Here is a 17,638-nt window from a genome sequence, read left to right as displayed (position 1 = left end):
TCAACTAAATTATATTTTGAATCAACCCAGATACAGCAATGTGTTTGGGTTGATTTCTTTTTATCAGGTAAATTCTACGTTTGACCAGCAGAAATTTTAAAAAATTCTCAGAAAAAATTTGATTTTATTTTTTATTCTCATATGTTTGCTAAAACTAATTTAAAAATTATACCATGAAAAAATCTATTGTCGCAGTTCTGCTGACAACATCTGCATTGCTATTTGCTAAAAATGAATCTCCAAATAAAAATACGGAGCCCCAAAAGGCAACAGAAACTGTTTTAGTCACTAAGAAGACTATTGAAAAAACAGATCAACTACAAAAACCTATTACATTATCCACAACTGCAAAAGAGAGGGAAAAGGAATTGACTACAGAAGAAAAATGCGCTATTGAACTTGCTGTTGGTCCTGTAATTGCGGGGCCTCCTGTTCATTGTTTTCAGCTTGGAGCAGAAGGATAATCTTAATAAGATATAAATAAGCCCAGATACAACGATGTGTCTGGGCTTATTTCTTTTATCTCAAAACGTTATTTAGATTAAATTTAAATAGCGTATATTTGCAGGACTAAAAATTAGGCTTTGAAAGAGAAAGGATTACATAAATTAAGTGGATTCCCTAAAAATAAAATGGGGAAGATATTGGGATATGATAACGACCATCTTAAAATGCCCAATAAAATTATTGAAATGGGGCTTCTTCCGGAGACCATTTTCAGAATTTTGTATCAGGCTCCGTTCAGCGGGCCAATGTATGTAGAATTTGGAGCAGAAAAAAGCCGGATTGCTCTTCGTGAGGAAGAAGGAGATTACATCATTGTTGAAGAATTGAATTAATGCAGGAAAACAAGAAAAAACAGATACTTTTAGTCGGGAATCCTAATGTAGGAAAGTCAACGGTTTTTAATACGCTTTGCAACAAAAAGCAGAAGACCGGAAACTACGCTGGCGTTACCGTTGCAAGTCATTCGGGAAACTACATATACAAAAATGAAGAAGTTGAGGTGATAGATCTTCCAGGTTCTTACAGTGTATACCCGAGCTCAGAAGATGAGGCCATTTTCTCCAAATATCTTATTGACGAGCAGAAAAACTACGCAGGAGTTGTTTATATTCTTGAAGCATTAAGTTTAAAAAGAGGGCTGCTGTTGTTTCAGCAGATTCAGGACCTTGGCATTCCAATGATTCTGATTGTCAATCAGATTGACCAGGCAGAAAGAAGAGGAATTACTATCGATATTCAAAAATTTTCCGAAGCATTAGGCATTAAAATTATTCAGACCAATGCCAAGGAACAGATCGGGATTGATGAAGTAAGGGAAGCTGTTTATAACAATGAATTCGTAAAAACAGATCAACTTTCTTTTGAAACACCAAACGAACACAGAGACTTTATTCAGAAACTGGCAGCACATAAAGGTTTCGATAACGAATATAAAGCATGGATGAGCCTTTCTCTGGGAACAGATCTTGGAAGAATCGGCGGAGTAATGGAACAACTCAATGAACCTGATTCTAAAAGTTTGGTTCCTAAAAGATTACAGGTTCAGGAAACTGTAAGAAGGTACCAGAATGTTGACAAAATACTGGCTGATGTTATTTTTAAAAAGGCTCAGTTCAAAGAATTATTAACCGAGAAACTGGATAAAGTTTTGGTTCATAAATTCTGGGGTTATGTGGTCTTTTTAGCTATTCTGCTGATTATTTTTCAAAGTGTTTTCTTCCTTGCAGAATACCCGATGAGCTGGATTGAAGATACATTCTCCTGGCTGGCCGCATTTACAAGCGAACATCTTCCTGAAGGACCAATTAATTCATTGATTTCAAATGGAATCGTTCCCGGAATCGGAGGAATTGTGGTTTTTGCACCACAGATCGGAATTCTCTTGTATTTCCTTTATTTATTGGAAGATTCAGGATATATGGCAAGAGTAGTATTCCTGATGGACAGATTACTTCGTCCTTTCGGGCTTAACGGAAAAAGTATCGTTCCCCTTGTGTCAGGGACTGCCTGTGCGATCCCGGCGGTGATCTCTACAAGAAATATTGAAAATGTAAAAGAAAGATTGCTTACGATATTGGTAACCCCATTTATGACATGTTCTGCTAGACTTCCTGTTTACAGCATCATTATCGGACTGATTATATCAGAAGGAACATTTTTAGGAATCAAATACAAAGCACTGGTCCTGATGGGAATGTATCTCCTTGGGTTTTTAGTCGCTTTATTCTCTGCAGCAATCCTTAAAAGATTTATTAAAAGTAAAGGAAAAACGTATCTCGTAATGGATCTTCCAGCCTATAAAAAACCACTTTTCGGATATGACTTTAAAATGGTTTTAGGAAAAGTATGGGACTTCATTACCGGAGCCGGAAAAATAATTTTCATCGTAAGTATCATTATCTGGTTTTTAAGCTATTTCGGGCCAAGCCAGAAAACAAATGAATTTGTAGCTGCAGATGTTCACTTAGACCATTCTTACCTTGCTAAGATGGGTAAAGGAATAGAACCTGTAATTGCTCCTCTTGGTTACGACTGGAAAATGGGAGTAGGAATCCTTACAAGCTTCGTGGCAAGGGAAGTCTTTGTGGGAACAATGTCTACGCTCTATAGCCTGGAAGATGATGCTCCGGAAGTGAAAGTTATTGATAAAATGAGAAGAGATGTAAAACCAAACGGTGAAAAAGTCTTCAGTTTTGCAACCGGAATTTCGGTGCTTCTTTTTTATGCATTTGCAATGCAGTGTGTTTCTACACTTGCAGTAGTCTACAGAGAAACCAAAAGCTGGAAATGGACTGGCTTTCAGGTAGTCATGATGACAGGTTTGGCATATTTTGTGTCGATGATAGTATATCAGATTTTAAAGTAATGGACTCATCATTAATCATTCAGTACGTACTTATTGTATTAATTGTAGCATTTGCTTGTTACTCTTTATTTAAAGTACTTAAAAAAAATTTCGCTCCTAAGAAATTCAGCTCCAAAAGAACCAACTGCGATAAAGATTGCGGCTGTTCTTAAACAAGGTTTAATAGAAATCAAAAAATAATAGTATTTTCATCCTTTGAAAATATTAATTATTTTGACTCTAAAAAACACAATTTCAGTTCTCTTGTTGTTCTCATGCATTTTTTACGCTAGGTGTCAGACAGATACAACACTAGTAAAATCGTATAGAGATCAGGTGATGATCCGCCTTAATCTGGATACCAATCTTGAAAAGTATATTCTTTCCCAGCGAGGAAATGATAAAATGGAACTGTCCATCAATAACAAAACAAGAACGTCCGTATCTATTGACTACCGTGCCATTAGTGCAACCCTCTCTTTTTCCCCAAAATTTATCCCGGGAAATAATGAGGATGATCTGAAAGGGAAAAGTTCTTATACAGATCTGAGCTTCAGGTTTTTTCCAAAAAGATTTATCCAGACTTTTTATTATAAAAAAGTAAAAGGGTTTTACGTGGAAAATATGAAAGATTTTGTTCCGGACTGGCAGGAAGCAGATGCTTATTTACAGTTTCCAGACTTAAAAGTGGTGAGTTTTGGAGGAACAACATCGTATGTGTTCAATAAAAACTTCTCGGCCAAAAGTGTATATACTCACAGTGAATGGCAGAAAAAAAGCAGCGGAAGCTGGATTCCTTATCTGGATTATGATGTCAGCTTTTTCACCAATACAATAAATGAAGTGAAAAACAAGGAAGTTCAGTATAAAATAGGGGCCAATATGGGATACTTTTATAATTGGATTATAAGAGATAAAGTGAATGTTGCTCCCTACCTTTCTGTAGGACTTGGAGGACAGTTTTCAGGCTCCCAGGAGAACAATGAGCAGAAAGAAAACGAACAGTTTGTAACCCTGAGAATGGAAGGAGGTCTTCACGTGGGATATAATTCAGACCGCTTTCTTTTTGGAGGAAGGATGAACTTTAGGGCTTATACGTATCAGAAAAACGGAGAAGCAGTTGAAAATAATAACCTTTATGGACTGTTATATATTGGGTATCGTTTTGCACCACCGAAAGTTGTGAAAAATACCTACGATAAAGTCCAAAAAAAGATTCCGGTTCTATAAGTTGAAGGGTCTTTTAAGTATCTTTGCGTTGGAAAAATTCAGAAAGAACAAAATAAAAGCAAAAACATCATGTCATTAATAAAATCTATTTCCGGAATTCGCGGAACCATTGGTGGAAGAGTAAATGATAACTTAACACCGCTGGATGTTGTAAAATTCGCATCCGCTTTCGGAACCTGGCTTCAAAATAATAAAAACAAAAAAGATCTTACCCTTATCATCGGAAGAGATGCCAGAATTTCTGGCCAGATGGTTTCCTCTTTAGTTACAGCTACATTGCAGGGATTAGGAATTAATGTGGTAGATCTGGGTCTTTCTACAACCCCGACTGTTGAAGTAATGGTGCCTGAGCTGAGTGCAGACGGTGGAATCATCCTTACTGCTTCTCATAATCCAAAACAATGGAATGCCCTTAAATTATTAAACGAAAAAGGAGAATTCATCAGTGGTGAAAACGGAGCTGAAGTACTGGCTTTGGCAGAAAGCGAAGATTTCAACTATGCAGAAGTAGACGATCTTGGAAAATATGAAACAAGAGACGATGCTTTTGATATCCATATTCAGCAGATCCTGGATTTACCGATGGTAGACGTGGAAGCAATCAAAGCAAAGAATTTTAAAGTAGTTCTTGATGCTGTAAACTCTACAGGAGGAATTGCTATTCCAATGCTTTTAGATAAATTAGGTTGTGAAACCATCAAATTATATTGTGAACCTACGGGACACTTCCCACACAATCCTGAACCGTTGAAAGAACATTTGGGAGATATCTGTGATCTTGTGAAAAAAGAAAATGCAGACTTAGGAGTGGTGGTAGATCCGGATGTAGACAGACTGGCTTTGATTGATGAAAAAGGAGAAATGTTCGGGGAAGAATACACCCTGGTAGCCGTTGCAGATTACCTGTTGAAAAATAAAAATGGAGTAGCAATCTCCAACCTTTCTTCAAGCCGTGCATTGAGAGATGTAGCACAAACCCACAATTCAGAATACTTTGCAAGTGCTGTAGGAGAAGTAAACGTTGTTACTTTGATGAAGGAGAAAAATGCGGTGATCGGAGGAGAAGGAAACGGAGGAATTATTTATCCTGAATTGCATTACGGAAGAGATTCTTTAGTAGGAGTCGCTTTATTCCTAACACATTTAGCTAAAGAAAACAAGACCGTTTCTGAATTAAGAGCGGGATATCCAAGCTATTTCATGGGTAAAAAGAAAATAGAACTTACGCCGGAGATTGATGTAGATGCGATCTTAAGCAAAATGGAACAGGAATATCAGAATGAAGAAGTCTCTATAGTAGATGGTGTTAAAATAGACTTTGAAAACAACTGGGTTCACCTTAGAAAATCCAATACAGAACCAATCATCAGAATTTATACTGAAGCTAAATCTCAGGAAGAGGCAGATCAGTTGGGAGATGATATCATTGCTAAAATCAAGAGTTTAATCTAAAAATATATGAAGAGCGGACAAACAGTCCGTTCTTTTTTTATACCAGAAATGTTTGAACATATTAAAAACAGATTTCCTTTCCCTAAAGAAAAGTGGAGAAAATTTCTGGGCAGCTTCCAGCGTATGGATGTTCCTGCCAAGACTTTGCTTTTAAAAGAAGGTGAAGTTTCCTGCAATGCCTATTATCTTGAAAAAGGGATGGTAAGAGCCTGGTATAATAATGACGGAAAAGATGTTACCTTTCAGTTTTTCCCTGAGAACACAATGTTTTCCTCTCTTGAAAGCTTTAAAAAAGGTTTACCAAGCATGGTTTCATTTGAGACCATAGAACCCTGTATTTTATACAAAATTAATAAACCTGATGTGGAAGCTTTTCTGGAAGAAGTTTACGAAAATCCGGAGCTTAGAAACCTTTTTATGGATGCTCTTTTCGAAAGGGTATTCGATTATATGAAACATTTCTTTTCATTCATTAAGGATACTCCGCAGCAGCGATATCTGAATTTAGTTAAACAAAAACCTGAGATCATCAAAAGAGTTCCCCAGCATTATATTGCTTCCTATCTTGGCATTACTACTGTACATCTCAGCAGAATCAAAAGCAAAATATTGAAAGAAGGACTTTAAGAGGATGGAAGATGGAAGCCAGAAGCTGGAGATTTAAAAAGACACCGCATTACTTTGTATTTGTCCTGTTTAAATTTTAAACGCGATGTTCGCGAAGAATAATAAAAATGCTCGCAAAGGTGTTCCACTCATCAAGGGTCGCTATTCTTTGCTGAACGAAATGTCCTTGTGAACAAATAATAATAACAATATCATGTTTCCTAGCGATTGCTGCGTTTGTTAACTCTGTTACCGGCTTTATAAACTCCCAACCTCCCGCTTCCAGCTCCCTTTTCCAAACTGATAACAAATGTTATCGCTTCACAGCCTTCTACACTCCTAATTTTGTATAAAAATTAAAAGAATGAAAGCAGCCGTAGTATTTGCAAAAGGAAGCATTCCTCAATATGCAGATTTCCAGGAGCCTGAAGTACAGGAAAATGAAATTTTGATTTCAGTAAAAGCCGCATCAATTAAAAATCTCGACAGAGCCAGAGCAGGTGGAAATCATTATTCAACAGAAAATCAGAAACACCAGCCAGCGGTTATCGGAACAGACGGCGCAGGATATCTGGAAAACGGAAGTAAAGTCTATTTTTTCAGCAAAAAAGGGACTGTATCCGAAAAAGCTGTAGCAGATAAAAAGATGATCATTCCAATTCCTGAAGGACTTGATTTTTCTCTGGCTGCAGCATTGCCCAACGCCGTTATGGGCTCAGCAATGGCATTAAAGTTCAAAGCAGGAATACAGCCTGGAAATACTGTACTGATTAATGGAGCAACAGGAATTACAGGCAGAATTGCCGTCCAGATCGCCAGATTATATAGAGCACAGAAAATTATTGTTACCGGAAGAAATGAAGAATCTTTGCAGTCTTTACTTGAACTGGGTGCTGATGAGATCGTTTCTCTAAAATTGGAGGACATTGATTTTAAACAAAAAATAAAAGAAATTCATCAGGAAACACCGATAGATATTATCATAGATTATGTCTGGGGTCATTCTGTAGAAATGATTTTGTCTGCTTTCAAAGGAGACGGAACCTTTTCCCATAAAACAAAGCTTGTAACGATAGGAGGAATGAGCGGGGATACCATTCAGCTGTCTTCTCAGATCCTCAGAGGAACCGATATTCAGATTTCAGGATCAGGATTGGGAAGCTGGACAAAAGAAGAATCAGCGCTACTTTTTTCGGAAATTATCCCGGAAATGTTTCAGGCAGCAGTTGAAGGGGAAATTAAAATGGAAACTCACGAAGTTGATATTAAAGATATCGAAACCATATGGAACGCTGAAATAGAAAGCGGAAAACGTCTGGTCATAAGAATTTAACCCCAATTTCCGTTTTTTTATCCACAATCCTTTTATCGGTTTTCTTTTTTTACTATTTTTATAATAGAAATTTATGAAATGGAATATTCAAAAAAAAGTTGCAACTTTGCATAAATATTTGAATATCAGTTTCAGATGTATTATTAACTAAACGTTTGCCGAGGTTTGTAAGCAAATTCAAGCGTTGGGCCGACAAAGAGGACACTATTGGAAGAGTATTTTGGAAATGAACTTGTAAAAAAGTTCGAGGAAATGATGGAAAACAATGACGAATTCTACTTCGATACCGAAGAGTTAGAAGACATTATTGTTTATTATTTGGAGCTTGGTGACTTTAATTACGCTGACATGGCTGTTAATTATGGGCTAAAGCTTCATCCCAATTCGTTGGATATCAAGATCAAAAGACTTGAGATCCTTCTGGAGTGGGAAGAGTATAATACGGCGAAAGAACTTATTGACGAACTGAAAGGTGCTTCTATGGAGCATACAGACTTTTTGGTTTGCTACGCCAAGTATTATTCGAACCTAGGAAATCCCAGAAAATCCATTGAAATCTGTAAAAAAGCTTTGACATTAGAGGAAGAAGAAAACTTTCTCCACAACTTTATTGCGGATGAATATGTGAATCTCGGAGATCCTTTTAACGCTCTTAAACATTACAGAAAAGCACTGAAAGAAGATCCTACGGATGAATATTCGCTGGAAAACTGTATGGTGTGCTTCAGTGACCTGAATAAGAGTGAGGAGGCTATTGCCTTTCTTAATGAATATTTAGATGAATTCCCTTATTCTGAAACCGCCTGGTTTGAATACGGACAATTCTATTTCAACAGAAAAAATTATGATGAAGCGATAAGAGGCTATGACTATTTACTGGCAATCAACTCAAACTCTGTAGGAGTATATGCCAATAAAGCAGCCTGTTATGAAGCTTTGGGACAATACCAGAAGGCCATTGAAACTTATGAAGAAATGCTGGAGCTGGAATATACAAAAGCATTTACTTTTTATAAGATCGGATTATGCAACAAGGCTTTAAAACAGCCTATTTTAGCTTTAAATTCATTCCAGAAATCATTGAGAGAAGACCCTCAGTTTTATCTTGCGATGATGGAACAGTCTTATCTTTATGAAGAAATGGGAGGAATGTCTGAAGCATTACATTTTGCCAAAGAAGCTACCCAGCTGAATGAAAACAATCTTGACTATCAGAAGAGACTGGCGTTTTTATTCATCGATTCGGGGAAGTTTGAAGAAAGCCTTTCTTGTCTTAAAAAACTGGTGGATGCTGAACCTTCAAGGTTCTACAACTGGTATGCCTATTCAGAAGTTTTAATGTTAGTAGGAGAGTATGAAGATGCGGTAACAGTCTTGAACAGAGCCATTAAAAAACATCACAGAGCCGAGCTGTTTTATCAATTGAGCAATTGTTTTTACAATCTGAAAGAACAGGATAAAGGAATGGAATCTCTTCAAAAAGCATTGGAACTTGATCCTTCTTTAGCTAAGGATATGCAGAAAAAATATCCTTTCATTAAAGACGAAGTGAAAAAGGTCAAGGCCAATAAAGTGAAGAAAAAGAATTAGATGTCTCTAACAAATAACAGAAAACCTGCAGAAATGCAGGTTTTTTTATTGATAGTTGTATTCGTAGAAAAATTTATCCGGAACACTGGTATTTGCATTTCCATTCACATCAAGAGATTGTCTGCTTTCTTCAGATGGATAACCGGCAGTATTAAAAGTAGTTGTATACTTGTGAGACGTTGTTCCGGTTGCTGTTCCTCCTCCGGCAGTCGTATTGGTAAACTCTCCTTTATAAGTGCTTAAGCTGTTCTTAATATTCGAAAATAGCATGCTTATCCCATCACTGCTTTCATTTCCATTGAATATGATTTTGTCAAAACCTTTGACATTTTTGAAAGGATAGTTCTTATCAGTATAGGTATAAGTCTCTTTTTCTGTATAATTAACCGTATTTCCATTGACGATTCCGGTTCCTGATCCTACGTTACTTACCATATTTCCATTGCTGTACGTAAATACACTGTTGATCGTATAAGAACCGGCAGTTCCTGAATTCGTCTGTCTTTTTACATTGATTTCCGTATTGCTGGTATAGTTATAAGTAAATGCAATCGTATTCTGTACAGTTCCGGTAGTGGAATATTCCTTTATAACAGCCGAAGCCATGCGCCCATTAGAATATCCATATTCTACAGAGCTTTCAAGAACATTATTTTCGTAATGTTTAATCCCGGAAACATAATCATCGGTATAAGAGAACTCCACTCTTTGTCCATGATTAATGTTGTTAATCATACTGATGATTTTGGTTCCGTTGTAATTGATTTTCATTACAATACCATCCATTGTCATCTTCGTGGGAAGAATTACGCTTTGATTAGACGGATCACTGTTGTCGAAAGGAGTGTCATCAGAGTTGGAACAAGAAAGTGTAGATAAGGCTATAGCCCCAAAAAGTAGAAGTTTTTTCATAGTTATAAGTTAAATCATCCAAATATAATTTAATTTATAATATGATTTTATTTTTTTGGATTTGTTCTTAAAAATATGAGTCCGGCAATAATAACTCCGGCTCCTATAAATTGTAAATAAGTGAGTTTTTCACCATCAATGATTCCCCAGATAATTGCAACGATTGGCATTACCAAAGTAACCGTTGAAGCAAAAAGAGGAGAGGAAACTTTCAGCAAACGATAATTCATCATCATTGCCAATCCGGTTCCGAAAACAGATAAAAGGCTGACAAACATAAGTCCCATCAGATTATCTTTTGAAAAGCTGAACTCTGAAAAGAATCCTGTACCTGTTAAGGCGATAATGGACGGAAGTAATAAAACAAATGAGAAAACAAAAGCAGATAAAACCGTGGAAGATACCTCCATTAGTCTGGATTTCACGGTCGTTGTGCTCATTGCGTAGCATAAAGTAGCCAATAAAAGCAACAGAATCGGGATCATTTTCAATTCTCCGCTGTCTCCGCCTCCAAATGCGAGGATACAGACTCCGGTGAAGCTTATTAATGTGCCCACAATTTGTTTTTTAGTTGTTTCGAACTTCCATACCAAAGCTCCAACAATAATGACGAAAATAGGCATCATGGAGTTGATAATCCCTGCAATACTACTGCTTATTTCGGTTTCAGCAATCGGAAACAGAAACATGGGGATGAAGTTTCCGGTGAAAGCAGCCAGAATCAACCATTTCAAATGTTTTTTAGGGAAAAGTTTGTAATTGGAAATAGCAACCGGAAGCAGAATAATGCCGGCAATAAGAACTCTTAAAGATCCAACCTGAAACGGATTGAAGTGTTCCAGTGATTTTTTGATTAAAATAAAGGATGATCCCCAGATAATGCTGAGGACAACCAGAAGAACCCACTTTTCTTTATCTGCGTTCATTATTTTCGTGTAAGATTTTTAGAAATTCTTTTTTGGGAATCATTTTTGCCCCCAAACTCTCCAAATGTTCGGTATGTGACTGACAGTCAATTATTTCAATATTTTTCTTGTTGCTTTCCACAAAATTGATAAATCCTGCCTTTGAAGCATTACTTACCTTAGCAAACATACTTTCTCCGCAGAATACATTTCCAATCTGCAATCCGTAAAAACCCCCTACAAGTTCTTCATCCTGCCACACTTCAATGCTTTTGGCTAGGCCGTATTCATGGAGTTGAACAAAAGACTCCATCAGTTCATCAGAAAGCCATGTGCCTGACTGCCCTTTTCTGGTGGCTTGCTGGCAGTTCCTGATGACTTCCCTGAAATTCTTATTCTCAGAAAAAGTAAAAACATTCCTGTTTAAGATTTTTCTCATTGATTTTGAGATTTTTAATTCTTCAGGAATAAGAACAAATCTTGGATCTGGACACCACCAAAGGATCTCCTCTCCGGGATTGTACCATGGAAAAATGCCCAGCTGATAAGCAAACCAAATACGTTCTACAGACAGGTCGCCACCAAAAGCAACCACTCCCTCATGACCCTCATAAAGCTCAGGGTCAGGAAATGAAATCTCGTTTTTGTCTAATCGGACCATTTTTAGAAAAAAAATCCCACTTCAAAAAGCAGGATTTATATTTGATCTTTATTCTTTAATTAGAAAGGTAAATCATCATCGTCGTCTCCGGCAAACGGATTCTCATTAGAAACTGGAGATGCAGATTGCTGTGGCATCGCCTGAGTAGGTTCTGAAGCATTGTCAGAAACTTTTTCTACTCTCCACCCTGTAATAGAGTTGAAGTATTTAGTTTCACCCTGAGGAGAAACCCATTCTCTCCCTCTGATGTTGATTCCTACTTTTACGTTTTCTCCTTCTTTAAGATTATCTAATAAACTGATTTTATCAGATAAAAATTCTATGTTTATCGGCTGTGGATACTGTTCTTGGGTCAAAATAACCATTTCTCTTTTTTGAAACCCGCTCGCAAATGTTTGAGCATCAAAAAGTTTCTTTACCGTTCCTTGTAATTCCATATCGTAAATATTAACGATGTAAAAGTAAGAAAATGAAATGTAATAAAAGAAGGCGTGAAAAAAAAATATGGAATTTTTATTTTTTTTTCTTGAAAAGTTTGGTAGTAAAGGAAATTGTCCTATATTTGCACTCACAAAAACGAAGCAAGCTCTTTAAAACTTACAATATAAAAAACCAGCGGATGTGGTGTAATTGGTAGCCACGCCAGACTTAGGATCTGGTGCCGTGAGGCGTGGGGGTTCGAGTCCCTTCATCCGCACTATGCGAAAATAGCTCAGCTGGTAGAGCACAACCTTGCCAAGGTTGGGGTCGCGGGTTCGAATCCCGTTTTTCGCTCCACACCATGCCCTGGTGGTGGAACTGGTAGACACGCAGGACTTAAAATCCTGTGTCCGCAAGGACGTACGGGTTCAAGTCCCGTCTGGGGTACAAGACCCTCTGTAATATCTTACGGAGGGTTTTTTGTTTTAATAGAGAGTGTTCTTTAAATAAAAATCTTATATTTGTAAGAAATCAGGTTGAATCTGAGTATTCAGATCAGCAAAACCAGCGGATGTGGTGTAATTGGTAGCCACGCCAGACTTAGGATCTGGTGCCGTGAGGCGTGGGGGTTCGAGTCCCTTCATCCGCACAATTCGAAAGACTCTGGAGAGTTTTTAAGAAGGTTGGAACCCTTGGTTCGAATCTTTTTTTTTGCCCACACCATGCCCTGGTGGTGGAACTGGTAGACACGCAGGACTTAAAATCCTGTGTCCGCAAGGACGTACGGGTTCAAGTCCCGTCTGGGGTACAAAGCCCTCTGTAATGTATTACGGAGGGCTTTTTTGTTTTATAATCTTCAACCTTTTTGCAAAGTCAATAAACTGATGCTTTCTCAGTTGTTGAGCAGATCCGTTTTCTTTTCAAGATTCTCCAGCCTTTCAAAAATACTGGTGAAAATATTTTTCTCAGTAGTAGAAACGTATCCTACAATTTTATAATATTCCGTACGAGATTTGGTTATTGTTTGTTTATCAGTAACATATGAGAGGTTCCCATCCTGATAAATAAGAAGATGGTTGATAGATTCTGTTTTCTGATCTGCTTTGTTCAGAAATAGAATATCACCGTATTGATATTGTGGTAGCAAAGGTTTTTCAGAAGTAAATTCATACAAAAGATCAACTGATGCTAATATTTTTTGCATTACTGCCGTGTTTGGATTATTTTCTTCTGTGTCTGTCTTTGCTTCTTTGCTGTTTTGAATAGCCAGCTCCGGGAAAAGCATCAGCTGATCTATATCAGAAACGCTTACTAATTGGTTTACCTGGAGGATTTCTGTCAGTAATTTGTCAAGATTAAGGTTAAAATGATTAGCTACCTTTAATATAGTTTCTATCTTAGGTTCTGCACGCCCTTCCTCATAAGAGCTTATTACCCCTCTGTTTAAATCAAATAAATCAGCAAAAGCCTTTTGGCTTAGTCCTTTAACCTGTCTTATTTTTTTAATATTAGTTCCAAAGAAGCTCATTTTGTCTAATCTTTTTTGCAAAGATAGAGAATCTGAAACAATTATTTGCTAATAATATTTGCATTTTGAAAATTTTATTTTATATTTGTCTAGACTAAAAATAAAACACTAAACCAGCCATCATGAGAAATCAAATATTCAGAACGGTCAAAGAGTGGTTGTTAGATTATGAGTTTAACATCACGTTGGAAGATGAGGCTCAGAGAATCTTAATCATCGAAAAAGAATCCAACGGGATAAAAAACATGATTCTTATAATATCAGACTCTATTCTGATCATGGAACAGTTTCTTTTTGAAATCAAAAATCCATCCGAAAAAATATTTCTGAGACTCCTTCAGAAAAACAGAGACATCGTTCACGGAGCATTTGTACTGGACGGAAGCGGAAGAAGGGTGATTTTCAGAGATACACTCCCAACCGATAATATGGCGCAAAACGAAGTGATGGCTTCCATCAATTCTTTAGGAATCCTTGTGGGGGAATTTACAACGGAAATGCTTGAAATGAGTAAGTAATTCACAAAAGATATTTAAAATGAACATTTTTAAAAGATTGTTAACGATAGGAAAAGCAGAAATCCATTCTGTGATCGACAGCTTTGAAGACCCAATCAATTTAACGGAACAGGGAATCCGCGAAATGAAAGAACAGCTGGGAAAAAGTATAGAAGCTCTCGCTCAGCTGAAAGCTCTTGCCATACGCAAAAAAAATGAGGCAGAAACTGAAGAGCAAACTGCCAAAGATTACTATAATAAAGCTATAGTCATTGTTCAGAAAGCCGAAAAAGGAGAAGTGGAAACCGCTGAGGCAGACCGCCTTGCTAAAGAAGCACTGAAAAAACAGACCTCTTCATTGGAAAAGGCAACAGCTCTTCAGAAAGAACATGAGAAACTGTTTGCTGACTGCGAAAAGTTACAGGGTAATATCAACCATCTGAAATCAAGCATTACCAAGTGGGAAAATGAATTGAAAACCCTGAAAGCAAGAGTTCAGGTGAGTGAAGCCACAAAAGATATCAATCAGAAGATGACCCAGATGGATACCGGAAGCGCGGTAAGCATGCTGGAAAAACTGAAGGATCGTGTTGTACAGCAGGAAGCCCTTGCAGAAGCTTATTCTGACCTTTCAAAATCAGGAAAAAGCATTGATGAAGAGATCGATGCCATGGTAAACAGTAATGATACAAAAGCTGAAGAAGCTTTAAACAGATTAAAGGAAACCCTTAAAAAAGGCTAATATATGACCTTTCAGGAATTTTTAAATATAGCATTTTCTCCGGTGAATACGGTTCTGACAGTCCTTCTCGGGCTTTCAGTGGTCTATTGGCTCTTTACCATCCTTACAGGGTTGGATATCGATGTAGGAATTCATTCCGACCTGGATACAGATGCCGATATAGACGTTCCCGACGGTCATCTTCACGCACCCGATCATGATCCTTCAGCCTGGATGCATTTTCTGAAATTTCTGAATCTGGATATCGTTCCGGTCACGTATTTTCTTACACTTTCATTGCTGATCACATGGCTGGGCTCGTTTTATCTGAATTATTTCGTACCTCTTCCTACTTGGGCAGGAATACTGATCCTTTTTCCAATGATGATTGGAGGAATGCTATTAACCAAAATCATTCTAAAACCGCTGAATCCCTTTTTTAAAGAGATTAATCATAAAGGAGAATTATCCTATGCCTTTTTAGGAAGAGAAGGACGCTTAAAATCCAGTATTCAGGATGATAAAATAGGGATGATGGAAGTCTTTATCGGAAGCGATCCTATGACGCTGATGGTGAGGAGCAATGACGGAAGCAGGCTGGAGCATGGAACCCGGGTTATGATTGTAGATGAGGAACCCGAAAAAAGGATTTACTATGTACAGAAATCAATAAGATATTAAAATAAAAAACTAATAACCATGCTAACTATTTTTTTGATCTTGCTGAATTATATCCAGGATATCATCTTCCAATTCTTATAAAAACAAAAAAAAACACATCTATATAAACTATAAACTTATAAAACTATGAACTTACCTTTAATTGCTGGAATTGTTGTTGCTGTGGTAGCATCAATCGGATTGATTTTCTGGATTTTATCGATGTATAAAAAAACTGTTCAGGGAATTGTTATTTTAAGAACTGGTTATGGAGGTACAAAAGTCTTCTTTAATGCCGGTATTGTTATTCCTATTATCCATCGTATGGAATCTATGGATATCTCCGTAAAAAAACTGGAGATTTCAAGAGAGGGAAGAGCAGGCTTGATCTGCAAAGACAATATGAGAGCAGATATTCAGGTGGCATTTTTTATCCGTGTCAATAAATCAGTAGATGATATTGTGAATGTAGGGCAAACTATTGGTTGCCAGCGTGCTTCTGATGCCCAGACATTAAGAGAATTGTTTGAAGCTAAATTTTCAGAAGCTCTTAAAACAGTAGGAAAGAAATTTGATTTTACAGAATTATACGAAGCAAGAAGCGAGTTCCGTCAGGAAATCCTTGATATCATCGGAACAGATCTTAACGGATATGTCTTGGATGACTGTGCGATAGACTACCTTGAGCAGACTTCAATTGATAAATTAGATAAAGATAATATCCTTGATTCAGAAGGAATTAAGAAAATTACTGAACTTACAGCGACCCAAAATATTAAAGCCAATCAGGTTCGTCGTGATGAAGAAAAAACCATTACAAAACAGAACGTAGAAGCCCGTGAAGCCATTCTGGAACTTGAAAAACAGCTGGCAGAAAAAGAAGAATCTCAAAAAAGAGAAGTGGCCAATATCAAAGCCCGAGAAAATGCGGAAATTCTGAAAGTAGAAGAAGAAGAACGTCTGAGATATGAAACCGTTCGTATTGCTACAGAAGAAAAATTGCAGATTGCAGAAGAAAATAAACTTCGTCAGATCGTTATTGCTGCTAAAAATAAAGAACGTGCAGATCTGGTAGAAACAGAAAGAGTATTAAAAGATAAAGCCCTTGAAGCTACAGAAAGAGAAAGAATTGTCTCTCTTGCTCAGATTGAAAAAGAGAAAGCAATAGAGCTGGAGAAGAAAAGTATTCAGGATGCGATCCGCGAGCGATTAACCATGGAGAAAACCGTAGTGGAAGAGCAGCAGGGAATCAAAGATCTGGAAGCCTTCAAAACAGCAGAAAGAAACAAGCAGGTAGAAATTACCGTTGCCACTCAGGAAGCAGAGAAAAAGCTGATCGAGGAAACAAGAGCTGCAGAATCCCGCAGATTGGCAGCAGAAAAAGATGCGCAGAAATATGTAATTGAAGCACAGGCGAAGAGAGATGCAGCAGAAAAAGAAGCTGAAGCCCGTAAGATCATTGCAGATGCGAAAGCAAAAGAAGAAGCAACCGTAGGATTATCAGAAGCTCAGGTAATGCATGCGAAAGCAGATGCTGCAGAAAGACAAGGTGTTGCAGAAGCAACTGTTATTGAGAAAAAAGCTGATGCCAACAAAAAAGAAGGAATTGCCCAGGCAGAAGTCATCAAAGAAAAAGCATTGGCAGAAGCAGCAGGAATCACAGAGAAAGCAGAAGCCATGAAGAAACTGAATGATGCCGGAAAAGACCACGAAGAATTCCGTCTTCAGCTTGCCAAAGAAAAAGATGTGGAACTGGCTCAGATCGCTATTCAGAAAGATATCGCAGAAGCGCAGTCTATGGTACTGGCGGAAGCTTTCAAATCTGCAAAAATTGATATCGTCGGAGGGGACAATACTTTCTTCGACAATGTTATAAGACAGGTTTCTGCAGGAAAAGGACTGGATAAGTTCATCAGCCACAGTGAAAATGCACAGATTGTAAAAGAAAACCTTCTGGGTGATGGAGAAAATATCATCGGAAAAGTGATGGGAATGGTGGATAAATATAAAATCTCTTCTGATGACATCAAAAATATGAGCATTGCTTCTTTGATCTTTAAACTGAATGGCGTAGCCAATCAACAGGAAAAAGGTATTCTGGAAAGAGCTCTGGACATGGCTAAACACCTGGGTGTGGAGCACAAGCCGGTGAATAACAACCATGTTTAATACAAGAGTGCTTTAAATGCTTAAAAGATTCTAACACTCAAACCTTATAGGTTTCCAAAATCTATAAGGTTTACATCAAAAAAATTTTCAAAGTACCACAAGT

Annotated in this window: 17 protein-coding genes and 5 tRNA genes; 17 read left to right on the top strand and 5 right to left on the bottom strand. The window is 37.4% G+C overall.

The window, feature by feature from the left end:
* Positions 1-173: 173 nt before the first annotated feature.
* The 8 genes from RHP76_RS14875 to RHP76_RS14840 all read left to right on the top strand — a co-directional run bounded on the left by RHP76_RS14875 (position 174) and on the right by RHP76_RS14840 (position 9,062).
* Positions 174-464 carry a hypothetical protein gene (locus RHP76_RS14875; protein ID WP_062672746.1) on the top strand — a complete coding sequence of 97 codons (291 nt, stop codon included), beginning with the start codon at positions 174-176 and terminating at the stop codon, positions 462-464.
* A gap of 168 nt (positions 465-632) precedes the next feature.
* Complete coding sequence (locus RHP76_RS14870; protein WP_062673746.1) at positions 633-839, top strand: FeoA family protein; 207 nt, start codon at positions 633-635, stop codon at positions 837-839.
* Positions 839-2,872 (top strand): ferrous iron transport protein B, encoded by a 2,034-nt coding sequence (feoB, locus tag RHP76_RS14865; protein ID WP_062672744.1) that lies wholly within the window; start codon positions 839-841, stop codon positions 2,870-2,872. Before RHP76_RS14870 ends, feoB begins: the two co-directional genes overlap by 1 nt.
* A gap of 318 nt (positions 2,873-3,190) precedes the next feature.
* Positions 3,191-4,081: a DUF4421 family protein gene (locus RHP76_RS14860; protein ID WP_062672743.1), complete on the top strand. Its 891-nt coding sequence runs from the start codon at positions 3,191-3,193 to the stop codon at positions 4,079-4,081.
* Between the two features lie 69 nt (positions 4,082-4,150).
* Positions 4,151-5,533: a phosphoglucosamine mutase gene (gene glmM, locus RHP76_RS14855; protein WP_311228485.1), complete on the top strand. Its 1,383-nt coding sequence runs from the start codon at positions 4,151-4,153 to the stop codon at positions 5,531-5,533.
* Between the two features lie 6 nt (positions 5,534-5,539).
* Positions 5,540-6,160 (top strand): Crp/Fnr family transcriptional regulator, encoded by a 621-nt coding sequence (locus RHP76_RS14850; protein ID WP_288444474.1) that lies wholly within the window; start codon positions 5,540-5,542, stop codon positions 6,158-6,160.
* 343 nt (positions 6,161-6,503) lie between these two features.
* Entirely contained in the window at positions 6,504-7,472 is a 969-nt protein-coding gene (locus RHP76_RS14845; protein ID WP_311228484.1) for a quinone oxidoreductase family protein, read from the top strand.
* A 207-nt stretch (positions 7,473-7,679) separates the two neighbouring features.
* Positions 7,680-9,062, top strand: a complete 1,383-nt coding sequence (locus RHP76_RS14840) for a tetratricopeptide repeat protein (protein WP_062672737.1) — start codon at positions 7,680-7,682, stop codon at positions 9,060-9,062.
* A 45-nt stretch (positions 9,063-9,107) separates the two neighbouring features.
* Here RHP76_RS14840 and RHP76_RS14835 read toward each other — a convergent pair whose 3' ends face one another.
* From RHP76_RS14835 to RHP76_RS14820, 4 genes are read right to left on the bottom strand one after another with little or no spacing between them, the layout of a single operon-like run.
* Positions 9,108-9,974 (bottom strand): hypothetical protein, encoded by an 867-nt coding sequence (locus tag RHP76_RS14835; RefSeq protein ID WP_184935570.1) that lies wholly within the window; start codon positions 9,972-9,974, stop codon positions 9,108-9,110.
* Between the two features lie 47 nt (positions 9,975-10,021).
* Positions 10,022-10,900 (bottom strand): DMT family transporter, encoded by an 879-nt coding sequence (locus RHP76_RS14830; RefSeq protein ID WP_120232284.1) that lies wholly within the window; start codon positions 10,898-10,900, stop codon positions 10,022-10,024.
* Positions 10,887-11,540, bottom strand: coding sequence for a leucyl/phenylalanyl-tRNA--protein transferase (aat, locus tag RHP76_RS14825; protein ID WP_123278759.1), 654 nt, complete (start codon positions 11,538-11,540; stop codon positions 10,887-10,889). Before aat ends, RHP76_RS14830 begins: the two co-directional genes overlap by 14 nt.
* A 59-nt stretch (positions 11,541-11,599) precedes the next feature.
* Positions 11,600-11,977 (bottom strand): DUF3127 domain-containing protein, encoded by a 378-nt coding sequence (locus RHP76_RS14820; RefSeq protein ID WP_103288684.1) that lies wholly within the window; start codon positions 11,975-11,977, stop codon positions 11,600-11,602.
* A 178-nt stretch (positions 11,978-12,155) separates the two neighbouring features.
* On the opposite strand from RHP76_RS14820, the gene RHP76_RS14815 reads away from it, so the two are divergent.
* The 5 genes from RHP76_RS14815 (at position 12,156) to RHP76_RS14795 (ending at position 12,768) form a co-directional block, all read left to right on the top strand.
* Positions 12,156-12,237: transfer RNA gene (locus tag RHP76_RS14815), tRNA-Leu, on the top strand.
* 4 nt (positions 12,238-12,241) lie between these two features.
* Positions 12,242-12,317, top strand: a tRNA-Gly gene (locus RHP76_RS14810).
* A 6-nt stretch (positions 12,318-12,323) separates the two neighbouring features.
* Positions 12,324-12,407, top strand: a tRNA-Leu gene (locus RHP76_RS14805).
* A 120-nt stretch (positions 12,408-12,527) separates the two neighbouring features.
* A tRNA-Leu gene (locus RHP76_RS14800) sits at positions 12,528-12,609 on the top strand.
* Positions 12,610-12,684: 75 nt separating this feature from the next.
* Positions 12,685-12,768, top strand: a tRNA-Leu gene (locus RHP76_RS14795).
* An 84-nt stretch (positions 12,769-12,852) separates the two neighbouring features.
* Here RHP76_RS14795 and RHP76_RS14790 read toward each other — a convergent pair.
* On the bottom strand, positions 12,853-13,488 hold the full coding sequence (locus RHP76_RS14790; RefSeq protein ID WP_311228483.1) for a helix-turn-helix domain-containing protein: 636 nt from the start codon (positions 13,486-13,488) through the stop codon (positions 12,853-12,855).
* Positions 13,489-13,610: 122 nt separating this feature from the next.
* Between RHP76_RS14790 and RHP76_RS14785 the strand changes: the two genes are divergently transcribed.
* From RHP76_RS14785 to RHP76_RS14770, 4 genes are all read left to right on the top strand, one after another.
* On the top strand, positions 13,611-14,006 hold the full coding sequence (locus tag RHP76_RS14785) for a type III secretion system chaperone family protein (protein ID WP_034693957.1): 396 nt from the start codon (positions 13,611-13,613) through the stop codon (positions 14,004-14,006).
* Positions 14,007-14,025: 19 nt separating this feature from the next.
* Positions 14,026-14,727, top strand: coding sequence for a PspA/IM30 family protein (locus RHP76_RS14780; protein ID WP_277693625.1), 702 nt, complete (start codon positions 14,026-14,028; stop codon positions 14,725-14,727).
* A gap of 3 nt (positions 14,728-14,730) precedes the next feature.
* On the top strand, positions 14,731-15,387 hold the full coding sequence (locus RHP76_RS14775; protein WP_311228482.1) for a hypothetical protein: 657 nt from the start codon (positions 14,731-14,733) through the stop codon (positions 15,385-15,387).
* Between the two features lie 126 nt (positions 15,388-15,513).
* Positions 15,514-17,535: a flotillin family protein gene (locus RHP76_RS14770; protein WP_311228481.1), complete on the top strand. Its 2,022-nt coding sequence runs from the start codon at positions 15,514-15,516 to the stop codon at positions 17,533-17,535.
* Positions 17,536-17,638 lie beyond the last annotated feature (103 nt).

This window comes from Chryseobacterium sp. SG20098 (assembly GCF_031844745.1).
In the GTDB taxonomy this organism is placed as follows: domain Bacteria; phylum Bacteroidota; class Bacteroidia; order Flavobacteriales; family Weeksellaceae; genus Chryseobacterium; species Chryseobacterium cucumeris.
This window is presented reverse-complemented; position numbering and strand designations above follow the sequence as displayed.